This is a genomic window from Microbulbifer discodermiae (genome assembly GCF_040742695.1).
GTDB lineage: Bacteria > Pseudomonadota > Gammaproteobacteria > Pseudomonadales > Cellvibrionaceae > Microbulbifer.
The window spans coordinates 50093-74394 of record NZ_JBFLAB010000022.1; the positions used below are offsets into that span (position 1 = coordinate 50093).

The 24302-nt window shown below is 58.7% G+C and carries 21 protein-coding genes; 16 read left to right on the forward strand and 5 right to left on the reverse strand.

What is annotated here, in order from left to right; all coding sequences use genetic code 11:
- Positions 1 to 15: 15 nt before the first annotated feature.
- The 3 genes from narJ (at position 16) to ubiM (ending at position 2711) form a co-directional block, all read left to right on the forward strand.
- Positions 16 to 741, forward strand: coding sequence for a nitrate reductase molybdenum cofactor assembly chaperone (gene narJ / locus AB1S50_RS09945; RefSeq protein WP_367150474.1), 726 nt, complete (start codon positions 16 to 18; stop codon positions 739 to 741).
- Between the two features lie 4 nt (positions 742 to 745).
- A complete protein-coding gene (gene narI, locus AB1S50_RS09950; RefSeq protein WP_367150475.1) occupies positions 746 to 1435 on the forward strand; it encodes a respiratory nitrate reductase subunit gamma in 690 nt (229 codons plus the stop codon).
- Positions 1436 to 1535: 100 nt separating this feature from the next.
- Positions 1536 to 2711 (forward strand): 5-demethoxyubiquinol-8 5-hydroxylase UbiM, encoded by a 1176-nt coding sequence (gene ubiM / locus AB1S50_RS09955; RefSeq protein ID WP_367150476.1) that lies wholly within the window; start codon positions 1536 to 1538, stop codon positions 2709 to 2711.
- Positions 2712 to 3229: 518 nt separating this feature from the next.
- Here the strand turns inward: ubiM and AB1S50_RS09960 are convergent.
- Together AB1S50_RS09960 and AB1S50_RS09965 are read right to left on the reverse strand one after the other, a co-directional pair.
- Positions 3230 to 3670, reverse strand: a complete 441-nt coding sequence (locus AB1S50_RS09960; protein WP_367150477.1) for a hypothetical protein — start codon at positions 3668 to 3670, stop codon at positions 3230 to 3232.
- Between the two features lie 685 nt (positions 3671 to 4355).
- On the reverse strand, positions 4356 to 4781 hold the full coding sequence (locus AB1S50_RS09965; protein WP_367150478.1) for a hypothetical protein: 426 nt from the start codon (positions 4779 to 4781) through the stop codon (positions 4356 to 4358).
- Positions 4782 to 5726: 945 nt separating this feature from the next.
- Here AB1S50_RS09965 and AB1S50_RS09970 point away from each other — a divergent pair.
- On the forward strand, positions 5727 to 6875 hold the full coding sequence (locus AB1S50_RS09970) for a TRAP transporter substrate-binding protein (RefSeq protein ID WP_367150480.1): 1149 nt from the start codon (positions 5727 to 5729) through the stop codon (positions 6873 to 6875).
- A 74-nt stretch (positions 6876 to 6949) separates the two neighbouring features.
- On the opposite strand, the gene AB1S50_RS09975 is transcribed toward AB1S50_RS09970, so the two are convergent.
- Positions 6950 to 7342 (reverse strand): acyl-CoA thioesterase, encoded by a 393-nt coding sequence (locus tag AB1S50_RS09975; protein WP_367150482.1) that lies wholly within the window; start codon positions 7340 to 7342, stop codon positions 6950 to 6952.
- A gap of 191 nt (positions 7343 to 7533) precedes the next feature.
- Between AB1S50_RS09975 and AB1S50_RS09980 the strand changes: the two genes are divergently transcribed.
- The 4 genes from AB1S50_RS09980 (at position 7534) to AB1S50_RS09995 (ending at position 14019) form a co-directional block, all read left to right on the forward strand.
- Entirely contained in the window at positions 7534 to 7902 is a 369-nt protein-coding gene (locus AB1S50_RS09980; protein ID WP_367150483.1) for a hypothetical protein, read from the forward strand.
- Between the two features lie 63 nt (positions 7903 to 7965).
- The gene (locus AB1S50_RS09985) at positions 7966 to 9282 is read left to right on the forward strand and encodes a TolC family protein (protein WP_367150484.1); all 1317 of its coding nucleotides are present in this window, start codon (positions 7966 to 7968) and stop codon (positions 9280 to 9282) included.
- Positions 9283 to 9331: 49 nt separating this feature from the next.
- Positions 9332 to 10891: an efflux RND transporter periplasmic adaptor subunit gene (locus AB1S50_RS09990; protein ID WP_367150485.1), complete on the forward strand. Its 1560-nt coding sequence runs from the start codon at positions 9332 to 9334 to the stop codon at positions 10889 to 10891.
- Entirely contained in the window at positions 10891 to 14019 is a 3129-nt protein-coding gene (locus AB1S50_RS09995) for an efflux RND transporter permease subunit (protein WP_367150486.1), read from the forward strand. Before AB1S50_RS09990 ends, AB1S50_RS09995 begins: the two co-directional genes overlap by 1 nt.
- A 67-nt stretch (positions 14020 to 14086) precedes the next feature.
- Here the strand turns inward: AB1S50_RS09995 and AB1S50_RS10000 are convergent, their stop codons facing one another.
- Together AB1S50_RS10000 and AB1S50_RS10005 are read right to left on the reverse strand one after the other, a co-directional pair.
- Positions 14087 to 15451 carry a TRAP transporter large permease gene (locus AB1S50_RS10000; RefSeq protein WP_367150487.1) on the reverse strand — a complete coding sequence of 455 codons (1365 nt, stop codon included), beginning with the start codon at positions 15449 to 15451 and terminating at the stop codon, positions 14087 to 14089.
- Positions 15448 to 16038 carry a TRAP transporter small permease subunit gene (locus AB1S50_RS10005; RefSeq protein ID WP_367150496.1) on the reverse strand — a complete coding sequence of 197 codons (591 nt, stop codon included), beginning with the start codon at positions 16036 to 16038 and terminating at the stop codon, positions 15448 to 15450. The genes AB1S50_RS10000 and AB1S50_RS10005 overlap by 4 nt, the downstream gene beginning before the upstream one ends.
- Before the next feature lie 167 nt (positions 16039 to 16205).
- Here AB1S50_RS10005 and AB1S50_RS10010 point away from each other — a divergent pair, with 167 nt between their 5' ends.
- The 8 genes from AB1S50_RS10010 (at position 16206) to AB1S50_RS10045 (ending at position 24175) form a co-directional block, all read left to right on the forward strand.
- Positions 16206 to 17261 carry a PstS family phosphate ABC transporter substrate-binding protein gene (locus tag AB1S50_RS10010; protein WP_367150488.1) on the forward strand — a complete coding sequence of 352 codons (1056 nt, stop codon included), beginning with the start codon at positions 16206 to 16208 and terminating at the stop codon, positions 17259 to 17261.
- A 182-nt stretch (positions 17262 to 17443) separates the two neighbouring features.
- The gene (pstC, locus tag AB1S50_RS10015; RefSeq protein WP_367150489.1) at positions 17444 to 18823 is read left to right on the forward strand and encodes a phosphate ABC transporter permease subunit PstC; all 1380 of its coding nucleotides are present in this window, start codon (positions 17444 to 17446) and stop codon (positions 18821 to 18823) included.
- Positions 18816 to 20102: a phosphate ABC transporter permease PstA gene (pstA, locus tag AB1S50_RS10020; RefSeq protein WP_367150490.1), complete on the forward strand. Its 1287-nt coding sequence runs from the start codon at positions 18816 to 18818 to the stop codon at positions 20100 to 20102. The genes pstC and pstA overlap by 8 nt, the downstream gene beginning before the upstream one ends.
- A gap of 25 nt (positions 20103 to 20127) precedes the next feature.
- The gene (pstB, locus tag AB1S50_RS10025; protein WP_455363745.1) at positions 20128 to 21003 is read left to right on the forward strand and encodes a phosphate ABC transporter ATP-binding protein PstB; all 876 of its coding nucleotides are present in this window, start codon (positions 20128 to 20130) and stop codon (positions 21001 to 21003) included.
- Positions 21004 to 21043: 40 nt separating this feature from the next.
- Positions 21044 to 21745, forward strand: a complete 702-nt coding sequence (gene phoU / locus AB1S50_RS10030) for a phosphate signaling complex protein PhoU (RefSeq protein ID WP_367150491.1) — start codon at positions 21044 to 21046, stop codon at positions 21743 to 21745.
- Between the two features lie 151 nt (positions 21746 to 21896).
- Positions 21897 to 22217, forward strand: coding sequence for an antibiotic biosynthesis monooxygenase family protein (locus AB1S50_RS10035; RefSeq protein WP_367150492.1), 321 nt, complete (start codon positions 21897 to 21899; stop codon positions 22215 to 22217).
- A 121-nt stretch (positions 22218 to 22338) separates the two neighbouring features.
- Positions 22339 to 23187 (forward strand): putative porin, encoded by an 849-nt coding sequence (locus AB1S50_RS10040; RefSeq protein WP_367150494.1) that lies wholly within the window; start codon positions 22339 to 22341, stop codon positions 23185 to 23187.
- A 652-nt stretch (positions 23188 to 23839) separates the two neighbouring features.
- Positions 23840 to 24175, forward strand: coding sequence for a hypothetical protein (locus AB1S50_RS10045; protein ID WP_367150495.1), 336 nt, complete (start codon positions 23840 to 23842; stop codon positions 24173 to 24175).
- Positions 24176 to 24302: the final 127 nt, after the last annotated feature.

Sequence of the window (24302 nt, forward strand, 5' to 3'; positions counted from 1 at the left end):
CGGGGGAGAAAACCGATGAAAGTGTTAAATGTGATTTCGCGGCTGCTGGACTATCCGTCCGACGAACTGGTGCGCAACCTGAATGAACTCACCAACTGGGTGGCAGAGTCCGACGAACTGGATGCGCCTCTACGCGACAGGCTGCTTGCGTTTATCTCCCACTACGAGTGTATGGATGCGCTGGACTGGCAGAGCGAGTACGACGGTCTGTTCGAGCGCGGACGCGCTGTGTCCCTGCACTTGTTCGAACATATTCACGGCGAATCCCGCGATCGCGGCCAGGCCATGGTGGATCTGCTGGAACGCTACCGGGCCGCCGGCCTGGCACTGAGCCAGCGCGAGCTGCCGGATTATTTGCCTATCTATCTGGAATTCTGTGCCACCCAGGGCGAAGGCGCCTATGAATGGGTCCACGACATCACCCATGTGATCGCCCTGCTCAGCGCGCGTCTGTCCAAACGCGAGAGTCCCTATCACCTGCTGATGGATGCACTGCTGCAGATGGCCGGGGTATCTGTCGACTTGTCGGCCCTCCAACAAGAGGTTGCCGATGAGGAACGCGACGACACCCCACAAGCGCTGGACAAAATCTGGGAGGAAGAAGTGGTCAGCTTTACCGGTAAATGCGACCAGTCCATAACGCGGCCCAGCGCTGCGCAGCTGCGCGATGGCCAGCCCCTCACCTGGGCCCCCTCCAAAGATACCGCGCAGAATCCTGCCCAGCCTGCACCACAGGAGTAACACTATGCATTATTTGAATACGCTGCTCTTCGCCATCTATCCGTTTATCGCCCTCACAGTGTTCCTGGTGGGAAGCCTGATCCGCTACGACCGCGACCAGTACACCTGGCGCACCGGCTCCAGTCAGTTATTGGAGCGTAAACAATTGCGCATCGGCAGTTACCTGTTTCATATCGGGGTGATTGCTATCCTCCTGGGACATTTTGTCGGCCTGCTCACGCCCAAAGCGGTGTGGCACTTCCTCGGCATCGAGGCTTCCACCAAGCAGATGATGGCAATGGGTATCGGCGGTTTCTTCGGGGTGATCTGTTTTATCGGTCTCACCATCCTGATCAAACGCCGTCTCACCAACCCGCGGGTGCGCGCCACCACTTCTAAAATGGACCTCACCATCTTGCTGATGCTCTACGCCCAGTTAATCCTTGGCCTGATCAGTATCCCGGTTTCCGCCGGCCATATGGACGGTGCCGAGATGCTCAAGCTGATGGCCTGGGCCCAGTCCATCGTCACTTTTGACGGTGTCTCCGCTGCCGCAGCCATCGCCGATGTCAATATCATCTACAAGCTGCATATCCTGCTGGGCATGACCCTGTTCCTGCTGTTCCCCTTCAGCCGCCTGGTGCATGTATGGAGCGTCCCTGTACAGTACTTCCGCCGCAATTACCAGGTGGTGCGCGCACGCGGAGTCCATTGAGCACCATAACTCCAGAGCCGCATCGGGTCCGAATCCAGGAGTGGTTGCGGCAGGGGCGGGGCTGAGATCCGCCAGCCGTAAACAACCTAAAGAGGTCAGTATGTCTAAAACCGACATCGCCATAGTGGGAGCCGGCCCTGCGGGCCTGGCCTGCGCCGCTTTCGCCGCCCGGCTGGGTTTTCGGGTCAGGGTGCTAGACCGCCAGCCCGGAGAGTGCCTGGCGGTGCCGGAGGACGATGGACGGGAAATAGCGCTGACTCATAAATCCGTGCGCCTGCTGCAAAGCCTGGGCGCCTGGCAGCATTTGAGCACCGGTGAAATCGGTCCTCTCCAGTCCGCTCATGTGACCGACGGGGCTTCACCCTACTGCCTGAAATTCAGTGATGATCGTGGTAGTGCCGACAAACCCCTGGGTTACATTGTCGCCAATTCGGCAATCCGCCGCGCGCTCCACCAGGTGGTGAGCGAGCAGCAGGGCATCCAGATTTGTGCCGACTCCACCGTAACCCATATGGAACTGGATGGGGACTGCCGTCACCTGTCCCTGCAAGACGAGCAAACTGTAAGTGCCTCCCTGGTGGTTGCCTCCGACAGCCGCTTCTCCGAAGTCCGCCGTATGGCCGGGATCGGCGCCGAGATGCATGACTTCGGGCGCAGTGCCATCGTCGGACGCATCCACACCAGCCTGCCCCACAGGGGGATCGCACAGGAGTGTTTCGGCTATGGCGCTACCCTGGCACTGTTGCCGTTGGCGCAGCCCCAGGAGTCATCGGCAGTGGTAACAGTAGCCAGCGATAGCGCCCAGGGGGTGATGGCATTGTCCGACGAGGAATTTGCCAATTATGTGACGCGCGCCAGCAGTGGCATTCTGGGCAGTGTAACCAGCGCCAGCCCGCGTTTCTGCTATCCGCTGGTGGCCGTGTACGCCCGGCGCTTTTACGCACAGAGACTGGCATTGGTGGGCGACGCTGCGGTTGGAATGCACCCGGTGACTGCCCACGGCTTTAATTTGGGGATTGCCAGTGCCAACACCTTGGCCGCGCAACTGGCCAGGCTAAGCGGCTTGGTTGATGGAAAACCTCTGAACAAAGCCCTGGGACTCTTCCAGCTTCAACACCGCCTCGAGTCACGGCCGATCTACCGTGGCACCAACCTGATCGTGAACCTGTTTACCAATAATCGGGCACCGGCCAAATTACTGCGCAAGGCGGTTTTGCGTATCAGCAACAATTTCAGGCCTATCCGTCAGGCAATCAACTACCAGTTGACCCGTTAACAACTCATATTAATTCCACAACAAACTGGCTGTCTGAATCTTGTATCAAAGGCAGGCACAAGCTCTCGCAATACAGGTATTCAAGAGGAGCCAGCTGTTCGCTTGCAGGTTTAATAAAGGGAGATTTTGCGGAAAGGCTAAGTCTAGTAGATTGCTGAAATTCGAAGAATTTCGACGCCTGCTACCGGAATATGGATCTTCCGGCAAAATCGGCGACGCCTACGTCGTCGATTTTGGGAGAAAAGTGAAAATCACATTTTTCGCTTTTCGTGTTTTGAAACAGGCAGGATGCCTTTTTCAACAACCTGCTAGGGTATCGCCGCTTCTTGGCATTCACTTCGACTTCCACTACAAAAAAGACGGCTGAGCTATAACACCGAATTGGTTGCGGGCAGATTCAAGCCTGTGCTGGCTGATGGGAAAGCACTTCTGTTGTGCCAGATCAGCAGCGGTAGTGCAACCGCCGGCTCGGCACCTCCCTGTGCCCTACAGGTCCCTGGACCTGCTTAGTGGAAGGATCAGCCCAGTGGTATTGGATCACCGGGGGTTATATTGATAGGGCGCGCGCACAAACACATATAGCGTGACCTGGTCTCCACCCAGAGAGCGCGGTGGGCCGCATAACACCTCGGTTCATCATCAAACTGATTGCCATATATCCAGTGCGACGTAATGTCATTAACCGGATCGATGATAATCACGTCATCGTTGGTAATTTTACATACAGCGGCTTCGAAGCTATCGGGATCCACGTTAGTGCTTCTTTCCCGCTCGGCGCGCGTACCAACCCATGCCTCACAGGTTTGCGCACAAGTCAACGGGCCTCCGCCCTGGAAAAAGTTGGGATACCAGCCCGCCCTATAGGCATTCATCGAAAGATCCTGAATAGGATCGGCCACACTGCCCAGTGAAAAAAAAGCCATCGCTGAGGCAATTACTACATTTATTATATATTTCATGGATAAAGTTCCTTTTTTACTGAATAGTAATTGAGGTACCTCAAACAGCCCCACCACCTTACTGAATGGCACAAAGCTAATTCAACAAAAAACTTGCACAAATATGGGACATTGTTGGCAATCTGGATAAGATTACACAGCCAATTAGCTCTACGCGATTTATTTTAACCAGCGAACAACCAAACAAAATTTATTTATAAAAATATTTTCTAGGCGTGGGATTTTTTATACTGTTTTTTAAAGAAACAGAAGTTTTTCTGATACGATTTAAAATAGCAGTACACGCTGCCATCTTTATTGACAAACCAGCTTATCAAAGGAATTCCACCTAGATTGACTTTCGTCAAATTTGTGCAAATTATCTTTTTTATTTCACTAGAGTGATCGTTATTTTCTGACTAGCGGATTTCGCAAATCCTGACATATTGATAAAGCTATCGGCGCCATAAGACCAACTGATCATTCACAGGCCAGACTAACTCTCTGGCGCCAATCAGATTCCAGACCGCACTCAAACTTTAACCTAAGCAGATAAATATGCATGAGTATGATCTGGGTACTTTTATGCCAATTGATCAGGCTGGCAACCCAATAAAAGCAACGTTGCCAGCCTATCCCTATTGTCATCGTTTGATAGATGAATCGACTACACTTAGCCCAATACTACGAACTGAACTTTCGTGTGTTATAGCGGTTGAGGCAATGTACTTGGGCGCACACACAGGCACATATAATATTCACTGCGCTCCACCCAATTGGCCCTATGGGCCACATGACATACCGCCTCAGAATCAAACTGATTGCCATAAATCCAATGGGATGTGGGGTCATTGACACCCTCGACAATAATACTGACATCCCGTGTAATCTTACATACCGCTGCCTGCTGGCTGTCCGGGTCCACGATGCTGCTATTTTCCCGCTCGGGTCGTGAGTTAACCCATATATCGCAGGTTCTCACACAGGTTAAAGGCCCTATGCCCTGGATAAAATTCGGATACCAACCCGCCTGATACAAATTCATGGATAAATCTTGAATAGGGTCGGCCGAACTCATGGATGAAAAACAAACTGCAGCTGAGGCAAGCAATACTTTTGCTAAGAATTTCATAGTAACACCCCTTTTTTAGTTGAATGGTAGTACCTCAAACAGCATTGCAACCTTATAGGGAATTTTGACTATGGCTCAAATGAAATTTTACTGAATCCTGTTATTAACCTGACTGTAGTGCGCCTACGGCGGTTAAAATCGGCACCTGTTTAATCATATTGCTCCTCCCGAAATTCTTTTTATTAATCGAGATATTTTTTGGTTTATTTATATATGCTTTTGCGTATCCGTACACATAAGTTTTATTTGGCTCGGCAGGCTCACTTTATTTGACGACTAGCAGGCTGTTGAAATTCAAAGAATTTCGACGCCTGGTACCGGAATATGGATGTTCCGGCAAATCAACGACGCCTAAGTCGTTGATTTTGGGAGAAAAGTGAAAATCACATTTTTCGTGTTTTGAAACAGGCAGGATGCCTTTTTCAACAACCTGCTAGTGCTTCCCTGGACATCCACTGACCGCCCCTTCGCCATACCTGTGGCCACACAATCAATAGCAGAGGTGACGGAAACGATTCCCCCCCGAGTCGACAACAGCGCTATCCCTAAAAATGATATTGGGTGTGGCCTCTATGGACGTATTAACCGGGGGTATACAACCACTGGTCCACAACGACCCAATACTGCGAATCCCAGGTCCCACGCAGCAGCCAGGCCTCGCTATACCCCATCCTCTGAACGGCAGGAGCCTCTGTGGAGAATGTCGGACCGGGGGTTGCGGCCGCTTGATGGTGGCATTCTGGAACCCCGATATCTGTCAGCAGTGGTATCCGGCTTCGACAGCAGTGTACGAATGTCGCTTTATATCGTAATCTGCCGGCGTTGATTTATTTATTATCGTCCCGGCCGGCGAAAGCCCTGGACCTGCAGCCATCGCCCGCCTGCCCGGTACACCGAAAAAGAATGACACTGGCCTGAACAGAAGTCGTCTGCGATCTGAATATTATGAAACGAACTTACTGGTATCCCCTGGTTATCCTCACACTCCTCGCCCTGCTGGTGGCCACCTTTGGCGCATTGGTGCTTTCCCGCGCATCCCAGGGCCCGGTTCAGCGGCTGGGAGGGGAGGCTGGCAGCGAGACCTTTAGCTGGAAACTCGTCACTACCTGGCCAAAGAATTTCCCCGGCCTGGGCAGCGCACCTGAGCGTTTCGCGCAAACAGTAGAGGCCATGTCCGGCGGGCGGCTGAAAGTAAAAGTCTACGGCGCCGGGGAGCTGGTTCCCGCGCTGGGCGTATTTGGGGCGGTTTCCGAGGGCGCCGCGCAGATGGGCCACGGCGCCGCTTACTACTGGAAGGGCAAGCTGCCCGCAGCGCAGTTTTTTACCGCCGTACCCTTCGGCCTGAACGCCCAGGAAATGAACGGCTGGCTGCACTATGGTGGGGGGCTGGAGCTGTGGGAGGAAATCTACGCCCCATTCAACCTGATCCCCATGGCCGGCGGTTCCACCGGGGTGCAAATGGCCGGCTGGTTCAACAAGGAGATCAATTCCGTCGAGGACCTGCAGGGCCTCAAGATGCGCATCCCCGGCATCGGCGGCGAGGTTCTGAACCGCGCCGGTGGTACCGCTGTCACCATCCCCGGCGGAGAGCTGTACACCGCCCTGCAAACCGGTGTGATTGACGCCACCGAATGGGTTGGGCCCTACAACGACCTGGCGTTCGGCTTTCACCAGATTGCCAAATATTATTACTACCCGGGCTGGCACGAGCCGGGCTCTATCCTCGAATTTATCGTCAATAAAAGCGCCTTTGAAAAACTGCCGGCGGATCTGCAGGAAATAGTTCGCACTGCGGCCCGGGACGCAAACCAGGATATGCTGGATGAATATACCGCGCGCAACAACCGCGCACTGAGGGAGCTGGTGGAAAAGCACGGCGTGCAGCTACGCCGTCTGCCCGACGATGTGATCGCGCACCTGAAAAACGTCAATGCCCAGATCCTGGACGAAACTGCGGCGGAAGACCCGGAGTTCGCGCGTATCTATAAGGCCCTGCAGGAATTCCAGTCCCAGGTGGTCCCCTATCACCAGATCAGCGAGGAAGCCTATTACCAGACCCGCGCCATTTCGGGGGAGGACTCAGCGGAGGATTAGCAAACGCAGGGGTCGCTGGATAAAGCGGGCGGAAGGGCTGGACGCCATACCGCCCCCAAAGCAGAGGCGAGGCGCTAGTTTGGAAGGGGCCGGGTATGGCCATGGTCATCAATAGCCACAAATATAAACTCCCCCTCTGTCACCTTCACCTGCTCACCGGAATCCACCCGGGTCAGCCAGACCTCCACCATGGTGCGGATCGACGAGCGCCCCACTTCCATCGCCTCGGCATAGCAACTGACGGTGGAACCCACCGGCACCGGCCGTAAAAACACCATATTGCCCGTGGCCACCGTGGTCACCCGGCCGCGGGCAATGGTCTGTGCAAGAATGGCACCGGCGAGATCCATTTGCGACATCAGCCAGCCGGCGTAAACATCTCCCTGGGGGTTGGTATCCCCGGGCATGGCCAGAGTCTGCAGGGTCAGGGTGCCGCTGGGCAAAGGTTCTTCATCGATCGGTGACATGAAACACTCGTACATCGTTAGAGTTATTGGTTTTCACCCAGTGGCAGCGGCCCCGGGCGCTGGCGTATTCTAACACAAACTGGGCACTATTTAGCCAACGGGTTCTATTGGTATCGAGTGATTTATCACGCCCAGATAACATCTGCCCGGGTCGCCTTGACTCGCTGACAGGCCAACCATAGACTGCCTTTATGCGTTATCTGGTTGCATTTTTCCTGTTACTGCTTCTCAGCGCCCAGAGTTTGGCTCTGGCTGCGGGGCAATCCTGTGACAGGAATTCCGATCCGGGTGAACCGGTCGCTAGCCATCACCTGACTTCCATGTCGGCCCACGGCGACATGCCCTGCTGCGCCGGGGACGACACTGGCTCAGCTGACATCGCCGCCAGCCTTTGCCAACTGGTCTGCCAGACGGGAAGCTGTTTCTCCGGTGCCTTTGCCCTGGCCCCGGCCCCCACAGGAGCCGACTGGCCCGCTGTTGCATCGACGCTGACCAGCCCCGCTTTTAGCATTGCCACACCCCCTACCTCAGCTCTGTTCCGCCCCCCCATCGCAGGTTAAGTCCCAGCCTTAACGGCGCTCGCCAGGCGCCTGTGTGACTTCAACCTGACAGGAACTGATCCCATGTTTGTGAATTTCCGGGCCCTGTGCCTGGGCGCACTGCTGGCGGCCGGCTATGGCTCGGCCGCGGCGCGGGGCGCCGACCAAAACCCGATGTCCGGCACAGAGACCATCGATCTGGCTCAGGCTGTGGCCTTAGCGGTACAAAACGATCCGGGTATCGCGGGCTCCCGCCGGGAGGCCGAGGCGCAAAGCGCCGCGGCCATCGCCGACGCCCAGTGGGCGGACCCGACCGTCCGGATCGGCGTTGCCAATTTGCCCACCGACAGCCTCGCCTTCGACCAGCAGCCGATGACACAGAAAGTCATCGGTATTCGCCAGCAGCTCCCCCGCGGGGACTCGGCGCGGCTCGCCGGGGAGCGCGGCGCACTGCGGGCAGAGTCCGGTTTCGCGCGCTCCGATGACCGCGAGCGCCAGCTGGTACGCGATGTCTCCCGGACCTTTATGACCCTGGCTGAGCAGTTGCGCACCCGCGACCTGCTGCAGCAAAACCGCGCCCGGCTGGAGGAGCTGGTGTCCTACAACCGCACCCGCCTGGCCGAGACCCAGATACAGTCACAACAGCTGCTGCAGTCACAACTGGCGGTGGCGCGCGTCGACGATCGCATCGTCGCCGTGGATGGAGACATCCACACCACCCGCAGTGAACTCAGCCGCTGGCTCGGCGCCGCTGCCTGGCGCCATATCGACAGGTCGCTGCCCCACTGGACGGGTCTCGAGCAGTGGCTGGCATCTGTGTCGTTGCCCATACAGGCGGATGCCATCGCCGGCCACCCGGCACTGCTGGCGGCGGAGGCAGAAGTCTCTGCGCGGGGAGCGGAAGTGGCCCTGGCGCGGGAGGCCTACAAGCCCCAGTGGAGCCTCGAGGTCTCCTACGGCCAACGGGAGTTGACGCCACTCAGTGACGGCAGTGACCTGGCCAGTGCCACCGTTTCCTTCGACCTGCCACTGTTTACCGGTAAACGCCAGGACAAGCGCCTGGCCTCGGCCCAGGCACGGGAAGGGGCCGGTATCCTGGCGCGCCAGAACCTGCAGCTGGCCCTGGTCGCAGGCCTTAGCGCCGCTACCACCAATGCGCGCAGCCTGGCCCAGCGCCGGCAGCTGTATCAGCACTCTCTTCTCGACGAGGCGGAAGCCACCGCCGCCGCGGTGCTGCGCGGCTACGCCAGCGACACCACCGACCTGGACGCAGTGATCGATGCCCGCCTGGATGTTATCGAGGCGCAGATCAATGCGGTGCGACTGGATTACGGCTACTACCGGGCGCTGGCGCAGGTGCGCTACTTCCTGGCACAGACACAAGTTCCGGCAAGTAAGTAAACGAATTGATTTGCCGGCCAAACTGGCGCCGGCACTAAGGAATACCGATATGAAAACGAGCCTGTTATCTGCCGTCACAGCACTGTTTGGGCTGGCTGCGGGCTGGTGGATCGCCGGGAGCCGCGACTCCGGCGCACCAGCTGACAGCGGTGAACGCGAAGTGGCCTACTGGGTCGCCCCCATGGATTCCAGTTTTCGCCGCGATGCCCCCGGCAAATCCCCCATGGGTATGGCACTGGTTCCGGTCTACGAAGACGAGCAGGGGGCCATGGCGGAGGCACCCGGCACAGTGCGCATACCCCCGCAGGTGCAACAGAACCTGGGGGTGCGCACAGACACTGCCACACGGGAACACCTATCACCGCGCCTGCAGACAGTCGGGCTGGTAGGGCTGGACGAGCAATACATGCAGCAACAGCACAGCCGCCTGAGCGGCTGGGTACAGCGCACCTGGGTCAAGGCGGTGGGGGACAGGGTGCGCGCCGGCCAGCCGCTACTGGGGCTCTATTCACCGGAACTGGTCACGGCCCAGAGAGAGCTGGTGGCGGCGGTAGAGAGCGGCAACCGCATCCTGCTGGAAGCCACCCGCGAGCGACTGCGCAACCTGGGCATCCCCCGCGAGCAAATAGAGCGAGTAGAGGCCTCCGGAGAGGTGAGTGACACCCTCACTCTCTATGCCGAGGCCAGCGGCTATGTGGATACCCTGGGCATTCGCGAAGGCATGTATATCACTCCGGCCACCGCCTTGATCTCGGTGGGGCCACTCTCCACTGTCTGGGTGGAAGGCCAGGTATTTCCCCGCGAGGGCCAGCAGGTACAGGAGGGTGCCGGGGTTGAGGTCACCGCCGACATAGATCCCGCCAGACGCTGGCAGGGCCGTATCCTGCAGGTACTGCCGGGCCTGGACGAGCAGACCCGCACACTGACCGTGCGGGTGGCGGTGGACAACCCGGACCAGTTGTTGCGCCCCGGCATGTTCGTGGGTCTGCAACTGGACGGCCCCGAGGTAGAGGCGCTCACGGTACCCCGCGCTGCGCTGATCCGCACCGGCACCATGGATCGCGTAGTCATGGCTCTGGGCGGCGGCAATTTCCGCTCCGTGCGGGTACGCGCGGGACGCGAGTTCGGCGACCGGATTGAAATTCTTCAGGGTCTGCAGAGCGGCGACCGGGTAGTGACCTCGGCGCAGTTCCTGATCGACTCGGAATCCAGCGTCAGCGCCGACCTGGAGCGCATCGCGCAGCCGTCGGATTCGCTGCAGCCCTGGGTCACGGCGCAGGTGTTGAGCATGCCCGACGACAACCACTATGCGCGGCTCCAGCACGGCGCGGTACTGGAGTGGAACTGGACCCCGATGACAATGGGCTTTTTTGTCGCCCAAACGGCCCGCCCGGTGCTGCGACAGGCACTGGAGACCGGCGGCAATGTGATGGTGCAGTTGCGCCGGCGCGACGACGGCAAATATGAAGTGATTTCAGCCCGGAGCGGTGACGGCGCCGGCAGCCCGGCACCGAGTGCCGATGACCCGATGATGGGGACATCCATTTCCGGCGACCCGGGAACTATGCAGGAGCACAGGGACGGGAACCACATGGGGGGCCAGCAGTAATGATCACCCGCATAATTTACTGGTCGCTGGCCAACCGGGCCCTGGTACTGATGGCCGCAGTGGCACTCGCCGTGGGCGGCCTGTACAGTCTGCGGCACACGCCGGTGGACGCATTGCCGGACCTGTCCGATGTGCAGGTCATTATCAAGACCCACTATGCGGGCCAGGCGCCCCAGGTGGTGGAGGACCAGATCACCTACCCTCTCACCACCGCCATGCTATCGGTGCCCGGCGCTGTAACCGTGCGCGGCTATTCGTTCTTCGGCGACTCCTACGTCTATATCATTTTCGACGACGGCGTGGATCTGTACTGGGCCCGTTCACGGGTGCTGGAGTATCTGAGCCAGGTGGCCACACAGTTGCCACCGGGCGCCAACCCGGAACTGGGCCCAGACGCCACCGGCGTGGGCTGGATCTACAGTTACACCCTGGTGGACCGCAGCGGCCGCCACGATCTGGCCCAGTTGCGCACCCTGCAGGACTGGTTTCTGAAATACGAGCTGCAGACACTGCCCGGCGTGGCGGAAGTGGCGACGGTGGGCGGCATGGTCCGTCAGTACCAGGTACAGGTGGACCCACTGCGCCTGCGGGCCTACAACCTGGACCTGGCCACTATCGAGCGCGCCATCAGTCGGGGTAACCACGAAGCCGGCGCCTCGGTAATCGAGATGGGCGAGGCGGAGTATATGGTGCGCGCCAGCGGCTATCTCCAGGGTATCGACGACCTGAAGCAGTTGCCCCTGGGAGTCAGTGACAGCGGCACCCCGCTGCTGCTGCAGGACGTGGCCGATATCACCACAGGCCCGCAGATGCGCCGCGGTATCTCCGAACTGAACGGCGAAGGTGAGGCAGTGGGCGGCGTGGTGGTGATGCGTTTCGGCGAAAACGCCCGCGCGGTGATCAAGGGCGTCTCTGAGCGCCTCGACGAACTGCGCCGCAGCCTGCCGGAAGGGGTGGAGATAGTACCCACCTACGACCGCAGCAACCTGATTGACAGTGCGGTGGACAACCTCAGCCACAAGCTGCTGGAAGAGTTCATCGTGGTGGCGCTGGTGTGTGCCCTGTTCCTGTTCCACCTGCGGTCGTCCCTGGTGATCGCCATCAGCCTGCCGCTGGGCATTCTAGGCGCCTTCGCAGTGATGCGCCTGCAGGGGATCAACGCCAATATCATGAGCCTGGGGGGCATCGCCATCGCTATCGGCGCCATGGTGGACGGTGCCATCGTCATGATAGAAAACCTGCACCGGCACCTGGAGCGGGACAAACACGCCGGCTCCCTGTCTGAGCAGGCCCACTGGCAACTGGTGGGGCGCGCTGCGGCAGAGGTGGGGCCACCACTCTTCTTCAGCCTGCTGATTATCACCCTGAGCTTCCTGCCGGTATTCGCACTGGAGGGCCAGGAGGGCCGATTGTTTGCGCCATTGGCCTACACCAAGACCTATGCCATGGCGGTAGCCGCAGGTCTCGCCATTACGCTGGTGCCGGTGCTGATGGGCTACTGCGTGCGCGGCCGTATCCGCCCGGAACAGGCCAATCCGGTCAACCGGGGGGTGACTTTCCTGTACCGCCCGGTACTGGACCTGGCACTGCGGTTTCCCCGCTCGGTGATCTCCATAGCACTGCTCTTGCTACTGAGCAGCCTCTACCCTCTGTCCAAGCTCGGCAGTGAATTTATGCCGCCCCTGGACGAGGGCGACCTGATGTATATGCCCAGCACCTATCCGGGGCTCTCCATCGGCAAGGCGCGGGAACTCTTGCAACAGACCGACAAAATGATCAAGGGGGTCCCGGAAGTGGCCCAGGTATGGGGCAAGATAGGCCGGGCCGACACCGCCACCGACCCGGCACCACTGACGATGATGGAAACCATTGTGCGTTTTAAACCGCGCGACCAGTGGCGCCCGGGTATGACCAAGGAGAAGTTGCGCGCAGAGCTGGATGCCGCGGTGCAGATTCCCGGTGTGGCCAATGTGTGGGTCATGCCCATCAAGACCCGTATCGATATGCTCGCCACCGGGATCAAGACGCCCGTCGGCATCAAAGTGGCCGGCCCGGACCTGCACAAGATAGAGGATATCGGCAAGCGCCTGGAACAGGTGCTGCCCCAGGTGCAGGGTACCGCATCCGTCTACGCCGAACGGGTGGAGGGGGGTCGCTACCTGGATATCGATATCGACCGGGCCCGCGCCGCGCGTTTCGGACTGAATATCGACGACGTACAGGCGGCGATCGAGACTGCGGTTGGCGGCCGGCAGGTCGCCGAAACCGTGGAAGGACTGGAGCGCTACCCGGTCAACCTGCGCTATCCGCAGGACTGGCGCGACTCCCCGGAGCGTCTGCGGACACTGCCGCTGGTGGCTCCCAACGGCAACCACCTGACCCTGGGCGACGTCACCCAAATCTCAGTGCAGGATGGACCGCCGATGATCAAGACCGAGAATGCGCGCCCTAACGGCTGGGTGTATATCGATATCGCCGGGCGCGACCTGGGTTCCTGGGTCGCGGAAGCACAGCAACTGGTGGCCGAAAGCGTGACCCTGCCACCGGGTTATTCGCTGATCTGGTCGGGCCAATACGAGTATCTGCAGCGGGCGCAGCAGCGGCTGGGACTGCTGCTACCGCTGACCCTCGCCATCATAGTGCTGCTGCTCTACCTCAGCTTTCGCCGTTTCACCGAAGTGCTGGTGATCATGGGCAGCCTGCCGGCAGCGCTGATCGGCGGCCTGTGGCTGCTGTACTGGCAGGGGTACAACCTTTCGGTGGCGGTGGGCGTGGGCTTTATCGCTCTGGCAGGGGTAGCGGTGGAAATCGGCGTGATCATGCTGGTCTATCTGAACCAGGCCTGGGGGGCGGCGCAGGCAAGGGCTGCGGAAGCCGGTACCCGCACCGGGCTGGCAGACCTGCGCCAGGCGATCCGTATCGGTGCGGGACAGCGTATGCGCCCGGTGCTGATGACCACCGCCACGGTATTTATCGGTCTGATTCCGGTAATGCTCGGCGGAGGCGTCGGCTCCGAGGTGATGAAACGCATCGCCGCCCCAGTGGTGGGCGGCATGGTCAGCGCCATGCTGCTGACCCTGGTGCTGTTGCCGGCGATTTACTATCTGTGGAAGCGGCGGGGACTGTAGGGTACCCGCCCTGATAATGTGTCCCTGATTTCCGGCATGCTGCTGCAAAAGTATTTTTCAACAGGCCCTAGGAAGACAGCAGCCCCGGCAACCAGGTGGCCAGCGCTGGCCAGTAGGCCAGCAGGCACATCATCAGCAGTTGAATCGCGATAAAAGGCATTACGCCGCGGTAGATGGCACCGGTGGACACCTCTTGCGGCGCTACCCCGCGCAGGTAGAAAAGCGCAAAACCAAAGGGCGGCGTCAGGAACGAGGTCTGCAGATTGATCGCAATCATGATGCCCAGCCATACCGGGTCCACCCCCATGGCCAGCAGCACCGGTCCCACTATTGGCACCACGACGAAAGTGATCTCGATAAAATCGAGAATAAATCCCAGCAGAAAAATCGCCAGCATCACCAGCAGGGTGGCACTAAAAACACCGCCCGGCAGGCTGTTGAAAAAGCCGGTTACCAGCTCCTCGCCCTGGTAGCCGCGAAACACCAGGGAAAACAGCGAAGCGCCGATAAGGATGGCAAATACCATCGCCGTCACCTGCAGGGTACTGCGGCCCACTTCCCCCGCCCTGGTCCAGTTCAGCGCACCGCGGCTGGCGGCCAGCAGCCCCGCACCCAGGGCGCCCACCGCCGCGGCTTCGGTGGGGGTGGCAGCGCCGCTGATAATGGAGCCCAGCACTAGTACCATCAGCGCAATGGGCGGCGCCAGGCTGGCGACAATCCGGTAAAAATCCACCGTCTCCTCAGTGGCGCTGGCAACCGCCGGGCGCCCGCGCCGGGCGATCAACAACAGATAGAGAATGTAACCCAACACCAGCAGCAGCCCCGGCACTATGGCGCCGACGAACAGGTCCCCCACACTCACCGGTTGCGGGTTAAAGATACCGGCGGACAACTGCGCCTGCTGATAGGCATTGGACAGGGTATCGCCCAACAACACCAGGGCGATGGAGGGGGGAATAATCTGCCCGAGAGTGCCGGTGGCGCAGATGGTACCGGTGGCCAGGGTGGGCGAATAACCCCGCTTGAGCATGGTGGGCAGCGACATCAACCCCATGGTAACTACGGTGGCGCCGACGATACCGGTACTGGCAGCGAGCAGGGCGCCCACTACCACCACCGAAACCGCCATGCCCGAGGGCACCCGGGAAAATACCCTGGCCAGGTTGACCAGCAGCTCCTCGGCGATCCTGGCTCGCTCCAGCATGACCCCCATCAGCACGAACAGCGGCACCGCCATCAGGGTACCGTTTTGCATGATGCCGTACAGCCGGTCCGGGAAGGCCCGCAACAATTCCGGGTCGAAGACACCGCCGACTATACCCAGCCCCGCCGCCAGCAGCGCCGTGCCCCCCAGGGTGAAAGCTACCGGATAACCGAACATCAGCGCCGCGCACACAGCGAAAAACATCAGCGCGGGAACCAGCTCCATCATACCCCCGCCTCCTCCACCTGGGTCGCGGCCGGGGACGGCGACCGCCTCTGCGGGGCCTGTTGCAACTCTAACTGCACCAGGGTATTTATCGCCCGCCCCAGCTGCGCCAGTCCCTGCAGTGCCAGGGTCGCCGCCGCCAGTGGCAGCAGGCTCTTCAACAGATAGACTCCGCCCAAGCCATCGGCGCTGGCACTGGCCTCGTGCACCGCCCAGCTGGCGGCGGCGAACTGCCAGCCGCCAACCAGGATAAAGGCGCACAGCGGCAGCAGGAACACCAGTGTCCCCACCGCATCCACCCAGGCCCTGCCGCGTTCACCCATACGGCGGTAGAAGACGTCCACCCGCACATGGGCGCCGGTGCGCAGGGCATAGGCGAGACCCAGCAGGAAGACAACCCCGTGCAGGTAAATGACGGAATCCTGCAGGGCCACGGAGCCGCTGTTGAAACCGTACCGCAGCGCCACAACGGCGCTCTGCAGCAACACCATCGCCAGGGTAAACCAACCCAGCACGAAGCCGGTGGCGTCCGCCAGCCAATCGAGGCGGTGTGTCCATCGCAATAGGGGGGAAATGGGAGATTGTCTCATCACATCTTATAGTTTTTTCCAGGACCCAAGCGTACCCGCTGGGACACAGGGGCGCCAGAGGGCATCCGGCGGCGACTGTAATTTTTTTGTCATCTTTCCTTCATAGAATCGTCACCCACTGTTCATAGCATCGCCGCGTGAAACCTATCCAAACACTGGAGCTATCAATGACCAAGCGAATTTTGGCCGCCTCCCTGGCCACTCTGACCATTGCAGCATCTCAGGCGGCCATGGCTGCTCGCGACCATATCAGTATCGTCGGCTCGTCCACCGTATACCCCTTCACCACTACGGTCGCCGAGCGCTTTAGCCGCAGCACCCAGTTCAAGACCCCGGTGGTGGAGTCCACCGGTACCGGCGGCGGCATGAAGCTGTTTTGCCAGGGCGTGGGCGAAACCACCGCCGACGTCACCGGAGCTTCCCGCCGCATCAAGGAATCCGAGCTAAAAACCTGTAACGACAATGGCGTGGATGTGGTGGAAGTGCAAGTGGGCTACGACGGAATCGTACTGGCGAACGCCAAGGGCGCCGACCCGCTGCAACTGACCCGCAAGGACATTTTCCTGGCGCTGGCCAGGGAGGTACCCAACCCCGACGGCTCCGAAACCCTGGTTGCCAACCCCTACAAGACCTGGAAGGACGTCAACCCGGCTCTGCCCGCGATGAAGATCGAAGTCCTGGGCCCACCCCCCACTTCCGGCACCCGCGATGCCTTCGCCGAACTGGCGATGGAGGGCGGTTGTAAGAAATTTGACTGGATTGCGGCGAAAAAGAAACAGGACAAAAACGCCTACAAGGCTATCTGTCACACAGTCCGTGAAGACGGTGCCTATGTAGAAGCCGGCGAGAATGACAATCTGATCGTGAACAAACTGGTGGCCAACCCCGATGCGCTGGGCATCTTCGGTTTCAGCTTCCTGGATCAGAACGCCGACAAGGTACAGGGCTCAGTGATCGAGAATCACAAGCCGACTTTTGAATCCATCGCCGAACAGAGCTACCCGGTATCCCGCCCGCTGTTCATCTATGTGAAGAAAGCCCACATAGACGTGATTCCGGGGATGAAACAGTTCCTGGCCGAGTTCACCAATGAGCGCGCCTGGGGCGAAGACGGTTACCTGGCCGACAAGGGTATGATCCCCCTGTCCACCACCCGGCGCCAGGAGGTTGCCACCAATGTGCGCAAGATGAATGCCCTGACCAATCTCGCGATCAAGGAATAACAGGGAGAACTGAGTTAAAAGGGTGACAGGCCAAGCCCCTGGGTCTTGGCCTTTTCATTTTGGTTTCACCCAAGACCCGCCGACTCAAACCAGTAAAGCGCCCGCGCGCAAACGCCATTTACCGCTGCAAAGCCTGCAAAAAGTCCGGATAATGCCGGCGGAATATAAAGAGCGCTCTGTCCATGCAAACCCCGACCTTATTTGCCCTGTTGTTGCTGCTGGTCCTGGTGGCCTACGGCACCGGTGTCAGCCGCGCCCTGGCAGCGGCGCGCAGCAGGGGTGGTGTGCGCCATCTGGCATCCCTGCCCGGTTACTACGGCACCCACATAGCACTCTGGTGCGGCCTGCCGGCCCTTCTCCTGTTGAGCGCCTGGCTGCTGTTTGACGACGCCATCCTCCGCGCACTGGTAATGCACTCCATTCCCGACAAACCCGACACTGTCGCCGGGCGCGACCTGCTGTATGCCCAGGTGCAGAACCTGGCGGCGGGAAACCTGTTCGGGCAGGCATCGGCGGAAGTGCAGGCGGCTGCGGCAAAACTCACCAGCCTGCGCGGCACCGCGCAGACACTGCAGACTGTCATAGTGCTGATTTTATCCCTGGGCCTGGGGATTTACGCCCTGCTGCGCTTTTCGCCGGAACTGCGGGCGCGGGAAAAGGTGGAGCGGGTGCTGCGGATCATACTGGTTGGCTGCGCCTCTGCCGCCATCTTCACCACCGTTGGCATTCTGCTGTCGGTACTGTTCGAATCCCTGCGCTTCTTCCAGTCGGTGCCGCTGACGGAATTCCTGTTTGGACTGCACTGGAGTCCGCAGATGGCACTGCGGGAGGACCAGGTGGGCTCCAGTGGGGCCTTTGGTGCTGTGCCGCTGTTTACCGGTACCCTGATGGTGTCCGCCATCGCCATGCTGGTGGCGGTTCCCGTCGGCCTGATGTCCGCTATCTACCTAGCTGAGTACGCCAGCAAGCGGGTGCGCGCAACGGCCAAGCCGGTTCTGGAAATACTCGCCGGTGTTCCCACAGTGGTTTACGGCTTTTTCGCCGCGCTGACGGTGGCGCCCTTTGTTCGCGACCTGGCCACCGCTATGGGCCTGCAGGCTTCCAGCGAAAGCGCGCTGGCGGCGGGCCTGGTGATGGGGGTGATGATTATCCCCTTCGTGTCCTCCCTATCCGACGACGTCATCAACGCCGTACCGCAATCCCTGCGCGACGGTTCCCTGGGCCTCGGCTCCACCCGTTCCGAGATGGTGCGCAAAGTGGTGATTCCAGCCGCACTGCCGGGTATTGTCGGCGGAGTACTGCTGGCGGTCTCCCGCGCCATCGGCGAGACCATGATTGTGGTGATGGCTGCAGGTCTGGCCGCCAACCTCACCGCCAACCCGCTGGAATCGGTCACCACGGTCACGGTACAGATAGTGACCCTGCTGGTGGGGGACCAGGAGTTTGACAGCCCCAAAACCCTGGCCGCATTCGCCCTGGGCCTGATGCTGTTCCTGTCCACTCTAGTGCTGAACTTTATCGCCCTGCACGTAGTGAAAAAATATCGGGAACAGTATGACTGATCTGACTCAGGCAGAAGTGCGCGCACGTATCGAGCGACGTCTCGCCAGCCGCCACCGCAAGGAAAAACTGTTTCGCGGCCTGGGTATCGGCAGTATCGCCTTCGGCGTGCTGGCGGTACTGATACTGTTTACCGACATTATCGGTAAGGGCAGTGACGCCTTTGTGCAGACCGCCATCGAACTGCAAATCAGCTACGATCCGGCGGTTCTGGGCATAGACACCGTGGATGACGCCAGCCTCGCCGCGGCCAACTTCACCGGTGTGATTCGCCAGTCGCTGCGCCAGCGCTTCCCGGAAGTCACCGGTCGCAGTGACCGGCGCGAACTCTATCGGCTGGTGTCCACCGGTGCCCCCTTTACGCTGCGTGACCGGCTGCAGGCCGACCCGGAACTCCTCGGCCAGACCGAGCGGGTGTGGCTGGCCGCGGACGACGATGTGGACACCTATGTCAAAAGCCTCGCTGAGAGCAGAGAGGGGTTTCGCGGCCGCACCTCCGACCGGATGGCGGACTGGATTGCACAGCTGCGCGACAGCGGTGAGTTGAAAAAACGCTTCAACACCACCTTTTTCACCAACGGCGATTCCCGCGAGCCGGAGCAGGCGGGGATTCGCGCCGCCCTGATGGGGTCCCTGCTGACCCTGCTGGTGACACTGGCGCTGTCCTTCCCGATCGGTGTGGCCGCGGCCATCTACCTGGAGGAGTATGCACCGAAAAATCGCTGGACCGACCTGATTGAGGTCAACATCAACAACCTCGCTGCCGTGCCATCCATTGTGTTTGGCCTGCTGGGCCTGGCAATCTTCATCAACTTTTTCGAGCTGCCCCGCTCAGCGCCCCTGGTGGGTGGACTGGTGCTGACGCTGATGACGCTGCCCACCATCATCATCTCCAGCCGCGCGTCGCTGAAGTCGGTGCCCCCGTCCATCCGCGAAGCCGCCATGGGCATGGGAGCCTCCCGTATGCAGGTGGTGTTCCACCATGTGCTGCCGCTGGCCATGCCCGGTATGCTCACCGGTGCCATTATCGGCATGGCCCAGGCCCTAGGCGAAACGGCGCCGCTGCTGATGATCGGTATGGTGGCTTTTATCGTCGACGTGCCGCACAGTATTACCGATCCCGCCACCGTACTACCGGTGCAGATCTTTCTCTGGGCCGACAGCCCCGAGCGCGCTTTCGTGGAGCGCACCTCCGCCGCCATTATGGTGCTGCTGGGTTTTTTGATCCTAATGAACGCCAGTGCAGTGCTGTTGCGCAAGAAACTCGAGCGCCGCTGGTAACGGCTGATAAACTGGAACTGACCCTATGACTAGTATGATGACTCTGGATGCCGGCCAGGCGGCGCAAGCCAAAACGGTGGAGCGAACAACTACTGTGGACACCAATGCCAGAGTCGGCGAGACAGTCGGCCAACCAACCTGTGACGACGCCAAGCTGCGCATGCGCAAGGTCAATGTCTTCTACGGCGATACCCAGGCAATTCACGAAGTGAGCCTGGACATAGGCCGCAACCAGGTGGTGGCCATGATCGGTCCCTCCGGCTGCGGCAAGTCCACCTTTCTGCGCTGTCTCAACCGCATGAACGACACCATCGAAGGTTGTCGTGTCGAAGGGGAGCTGACACTGGACGGAGAACCCATTTACGGCCCCAAGGTGGACGTGGTGCCTCTGCGCGCAAGAGTCGGCATGGTGTTCCAGAAACCCAACCCCTTCCCCAAATCCATTTACGACAATGTCGCCTATGGACCGAAAATCCACGGCATCGCCAACCGCCGCGCGGAACTGGATGAGATTGTCGAGAACAGCCTGCGCCGGGCCGGATTGTGGAACGAGGTCAAGGACCGCCTGGGCAAACCGGGCACAGGCCTGTCCGGGGGGCAGCAGCAGCGATTGTGCATCGCCCGCGCCATCGCCGTGAGCCCCGAGGTCATCCTTATGGACGAACCCTGCTCGGCCCTGGACCCCATCGCCACCGCGCGTATTGAAGAGCTGATCGACGAGTTGCGCAAGAACTACACCATTGGGATAGTCACTCACTCGATGCAGCAGGCGGCCCGCGTCAGCCAGCGCACCGCTTACTTCCACCTGGGCCACCTGATCGAAGTCAACGACACCGAGACAGTGTTCACCAATCCACAGCACGAGCTGACCGAAGCCTATATCACCGGCCGTTTCGGTTGATTCCCTGGGCTACACTTGCGCGAACAGAAGCGAACAGACTATGGACATGCATTTCGATCAACATATATCCCGCCAGTTCAACGAGGATCTCGAGAGCATCAAGACCGAGATGCTGGAAATGGGCGGCCAGGTTGCCCGCCAGGTGGCGGACGCAGTGGAATCACTGGCCAATGCGGACAGTGAGCTGGCGGAGCGGGTCCTGCGTATCGAGGAGGAGATCGACACGCGGGAAATGGCCATCGACGAGCACGCCACGCTGATCATTGCCAAGCGCCAGCCCGCCGCCTCCGACCTGCGCATGGTGATGTCGGTTATTCGTATTGCCCGCGACCTGGAACGCATCGGGGACGAGGCCAGTAAAATCGCCAAACTGGCGATTGCCCTGACGGAAGAGGGCAGCGCGCCGCGCGGTTACACGGAAATCCGCCACATCGCCAATGCGGTGCGCAAGATGCTCAACGACGCGCTCGACGCCTACACGCGTTTCGATGTCCGGGCCGCCATGAGTACTCTGGCAGAGGATGAACAGGTGGATATGGACTACCGCAGCGCCCTGCGCGAGCTGGTCACTTACATGATGGAAGATCCCAGAAGTATTTCCCGCGTGATCAATGTTCTCTGGACTCTGCGCTCACTGGAGCGGATCGGTGATCACGCCAAAAATATCTGCGAGCAGGTGGTCTATCTGGTGGAGGGCGCGGATATCCGCCATGGGCACCGGGAAAACCTGCGCAACCTGTAAGCGCCGTGAGCCAATGACAAGGCCGCCCCTGGCGGCCTTTTTTATTACCCCGAAAACTTTTATCCCGGCAACCTATTGGATCGCCGAGTCAATAAACAGGTTGCCGGGTTAATATTGGAGCATCCTTTATGAAAACAGGGAGCAGCAGCTGGTGCAATATATCTTTGAGATCCGAATCAAGGAAGGGCACAGCGCCGAGGAATACGCCGCTATCTGGGTACGAGCGTCCAAACTCATACAGAGGGCACCGGGCGCACTTGGCACGGAACTCAGGCGCTGTATCGGCGATCCCAACCGGCTGATCGCCATCGCCAGCTGGGAGAGCAAGGCGCACCGGGACGCCATGGAGGCGCAACACGATCCGCAAATCGATCATATCATTCGCAGTGCCGCCCCCTTTGTGGAAGTGCGGCCCATAGGGGAGTTTGAGCGTCCCGAGTGGCTGGTAAAGCCGTCGGCCAGCGCAAACTGAACGCAATTCGCCACCGGGCACCCGCTGCATCGGCACCACTCCGTCCATTCATTTGCCATTCAGGAAAAATCCTTACTATCAGCTCCTCCAATGGGAACCACGATCTAACAAGGAAATCGCAATGAAGTTCAAAATTGTCGCCCTGCCCCTCATAGTATGTGCCGCTTCCGCAGCTGCCGAGAGTTATCAGTCCATCACCAATGCCCAATACACCAACAATGAATTCTCGACTTCCGACCGTAGTGTGGATATTGATGAATTTGATCTGGATACCACTTACTACTTTGCTCCCAGAGAGGCTCTGGGCCCGCTGAAGGAGTTCGACTACATCAACAAAATCACCAAGATTTCTGCTGGCTACAGTTATCTGGACTTCCCTGACGACGATGCGAATGCTGTGGGTGTCGGTGGCGAGTACTTTGCAACCAATAGTTTTGTGGTTGGCGGCGGCATCGTGAATATCGACGAAACCAACCTTTACAACGCCTCTGTGGGCTATCTGTTTTCCCCAAACTTCCTGCTGAGCGTGGAGCGCACCCAGTGGGAAGACAATGACGCTGACTATTTGTTCAATGCGCGCTACAACCACCAATTGAGTGACAGCGGCTATATCGGTTTCGACTTCTCAACGGATGACGACTTGGAAAGTCGCACCCTGTCTTCCAAGCTCTTTAAAGATCTGGGCGGCGAAACCTGGATTACTGCCAGTGCCAGCTTTACCAGCCATGATGATTTTGACGACTACTGGAAGCTGGGCACCGAGTACTATTTCAGCAGGGAAACTTCTGTTTTTGCCGACTATGATCGGGGCGAAAATTTCGGAGTCGGGGTTTCCCACTTCTTTAACCGCAATATCTCCGGCAAGCTAGCCTACAACACTGGCAGCGATACTGCCGGTATAGTGAGCTACAATGCCGGTGGCGGTGTCGACGTTGATACGTTCCTGCTGGGCCTTACGGTGCAACTCTAAACGCCGCCATTTTCGACGATATCCCAGGGCCGCTTAAAGCGGCCCTTTTTACCAGTGACTGCAAATAAGAACCTATCGCTCCCAGCAGGGTTCCATCGACGGAACAGTTTCAGGCATACGCAATTATCCGTTTCGTAACAGATCATTAAGTATGCGCTCAACTAAGCTTTCTCGGTGCAAACCAGCCTTCTATCCCTGTGAATCATCTCCAGTAGACTGTGCCAATGCAATATTTGCGACCGCGATACTGTGTAAAGCGAAATGCAGTATAGATTTTGAGCTACACCCATAACTCCGCCAACAACATTTGGCGATGTACTTAACTGGACAAACTATAGCTCTCCATTGACACTAAAATCACCCTAATTCGTACGGGCTATAGACAACTGTTATTCCGGCCACATAGTTTTATGCGTCATCAGTCAACCCTGGAGGTACGCTTGCACCCCTGGCAGCAACTGTTTGGGCTGAAATAGAGAAAATTGACACCAATCAGCACAGCATTCGCCAAAACTCTCCCCTCATTCAGCTCCCATTCAGCAAGCCCCATTACCTTAAAAACCTCCATGAAATCTGTACATAAGTATGTTGCAAATATTACAGGTGGTTGCAAAGGAATCGTTTAACCATTTCAAACTAGGGAAGGCTTACCATGAAAGCAAATTATACCGCTTGGACCATAACCAGCTTGTTATTTACCATAGGTTTATTAAATCTCGTGCATGCAACCGAAATAAATAGTAACGACGCCACTTTCCAGCTTAAAACAAATAAAAATAACTCCCCAATAGTTAAACCTGCTGCCAGATGCGCAATAGATCAAGCAGTTAAAAAAACTATGCAGGATCATGGAATTCCCGGTATGGCTATTGCCATAGTCACCAAACCGGAAAAGCCAAATATATGGTCTAAAGGGTATGGAATCAAAAACCTGCAGGATGGCGGAGAAGTAACCCAAGATACAGTTTTTTGGTTAGGGAACCTCTGAAAAACTGCTCCAGTCTGGCATAATTTACCCCATTTCCAACATACACAGATTCAATCATGAGCCAACTGACCTTCGCCGAAGCCGAATACACTATCAAGAAACGCAAAACACGGCGCGAACTGTTCCT